At 53.1% G+C, this 2,224-nt stretch carries 2 protein-coding genes and 1 pseudogene; 2 read left to right on the top strand and 1 reads right to left on the bottom strand.

Going from position 1 to position 2,224, the window contains the following annotated elements; all coding sequences use genetic code 11:
• Positions 1–49 precede the first annotated feature (49 nt).
• Both ACFFAR_RS31310 and ACFFAR_RS31305 read left to right on the top strand, forming a co-directional pair.
• Positions 50–604, top strand: coding sequence for a cupin domain-containing protein (locus ACFFAR_RS31310; protein WP_375509240.1), 555 nt, complete (start codon positions 50–52; stop codon positions 602–604).
• A gap of 187 nt (positions 605–791) precedes the next feature.
• Positions 792–1,405 (top strand): annotated as a pseudogene (locus tag ACFFAR_RS31305) (IS6 family transposase); the annotation flags it as partial.
• A 132-nt stretch (positions 1,406–1,537) separates the two neighbouring features.
• Here the strand turns inward: ACFFAR_RS31305 and ACFFAR_RS31300 are convergent.
• Positions 1,538–2,224: porin (locus tag ACFFAR_RS31300; RefSeq protein WP_375509239.1), on the bottom strand; the 687-nt coding region annotated here is incomplete at its 5' end.

The raw sequence follows: 2,224 nt of genomic DNA, 5'->3' as shown, positions 1-2,224 counted from the left end.
CAAACCGCAGCAGTTTAATGTCCGAGCGAAAAAATCGTAGCTCACACGCATGGTTGGGACTTGCATATTCATTCTGAATATATGTTCAAGAAATCCTGCATCGATCATGCGATGCTATCGCTACGTTGTTATACCTCATGCAATATTGGAGTCAATTTTGACAATACATAGATTGTGCATGTCCGATTGCGTGGTGCTAAAAAATCCCGGGAAAAATTCCGTTCAAATTGTGTGGCCCGAGAACGCCCCGGATGCAATGGCCACCATAACCAGGGTTACAATGGAACCAGGAGCCGTTTCGGAGCGGCACGCCCACACGTCGTCTGAGCAAATTTGGATTGTGGAGCGGGGTGAGGCACTGCTACTCTTGGCCGCCGCAAGACAGGAGATTGTCAGGCAAGGCGACATCATCCGCACGCCTGCCGGTGAGGTCCACGGGATCGAGAACACCGGCGCTGAAGTCTTTGTTTACCTTGCAGTCACTTGCCCTCCGGAAAATATGGCTACCTTCTATAAATCGCGAGAAGAAATAACGGGCCAAAAGTCACCAGTGGGTTCTCGAGTGGTCGACGCCCCCTCCCTCCGCAGTCTCAGGAGTACGTAGGTTGACGGATCATGCTATTCGATTTGCCTTCGGAGCAAATTTGCCGTACGACAAGCTCTCCGAGATCGACCCGCGTAACGGCAGCGTTTCACCTTAATGCGTTGGGGTTGGTGTCGCTCGAAAGAAGGTTCTGTCGCATTAACGATGCACGTTAAGATTTGGGTGCGCGACCTTTGCTTAGGCCGCGATGCAGAAGACAGTAATACTACGAAAGGCCCTTGCTGATGGCATTGTCAAGGTTCTAAAGCGGTCTTCATTATCCGCTGGATGTAAAGCTGCTGTGCGTGCGGTGGTACGTAGCCTACTCGCTCAGTCTTTGTGATCTTGAAGAAATGATGGCCGAGCGCGCCATCGGCGTCGATCATTCAACGGTGAAGCGGTGGGTCATCAAGCTGGTTCGTTGTTCCAAAAAAGCCTTTCGCCGCCACAAGCGCCTAGTGGGCAAAAGCTGGCGCATGGATGAGACGTGTATCAAGGTCAAAGGTTCGTGGCAGTACTTGTATCGCGCTGTAGACAAGGCGGGTAACACCATCGACTTTCTGCTCGAGCCAAGCGCGACAAGGTCGCTGCTCGACGGTTTTTCGAAAAGGAAATTGGACAGAACGGTGCGCCGGAGACAGTGACCGTCGACAAGAGCGGTTCCAGTCTGGCCTCGCTGCATGCGGTAATGCTGAGCGCGAGACACCCATCAAGATTCGGCAGGTCAAGTATTCGAACAACATCGTGGAGCTAGACCATCGAGCTATCATACGCCCAACAAGACGGATGCGCGGCGTCAAGGACTTGGACTGCATAGCAATCTCATCCGCTCAATCCTCTCGCATTGCCGCGACAGAACCTGAATCATGGTTCGTCACTGCGAAACAGCTTTCTTGATCGAGCCTGCGACCGCATGATTACTACGGTAGCAGATTTCCTTGCGCATAGCTTCAATCAGAAACGATGCCTCATCCCGATTCGTAGGGCGATTTGATGATTGTTCGAAGACGGTGTCTGCCCTGTGATGGTGGCGACCGCGGGCTGAGCAAGCGAATCCGTGCCATTCGCGTGTTGATAGACCACGATTGCATAGAGATCAGTGCGCTTCGACAAGAAGTAGTCGGCTCCGGTCGACGCCTGATGATAGGTCGCGCCTGCGATACCACCTGACCTGGTTGAGTGCGTATAGTTGTAAGCTACTCCAGCGAGAAATGCGAGAGTAATCTGGTATTTAAAATTTGCTTCTGCATTATTGAAGGTTGCTGTACCGGAATAACCGAAAGGGTTCGGCCCGGACGATCCGGAACTTCCTAACCCACGGAATTGGGTGTTCGAATAGGTCGCGCCCAAAGTGGCGGCGCCTAGCTGGTACGCGGCCCCCGCCGCAATGATTTGCGTAGTACTAGCTGACGCATAACCCGCAATGGCAGGGTTGGAGACCGGCGTGGTTGCGCTTCCGAGCGAGCCGATATTGTTGCTCGTGAGAGTCGTCCCAGCTGAGGGAATGCTGCCGTAGAAAGAAAAGTTCGGATTCCTTGCGTTGATGTAACCCAGGCCAAGGGAAACTGGTCCTGGTATATAGCCTGCACCTAGTGACCATATCTGATCCTTCCCAACGCTACCCGGCGCACCGCCCAAACT

The sequence above is a fragment of the uncultured Caballeronia sp. genome, from assembly GCF_964243625.1.
GTDB lineage: Bacteria > Pseudomonadota > Gammaproteobacteria > Burkholderiales > Burkholderiaceae > Caballeronia.
The sequence above is the reverse complement of the archived record's forward strand: the minus strand, read 5'-3'. Positions and strand labels throughout refer to the sequence as shown.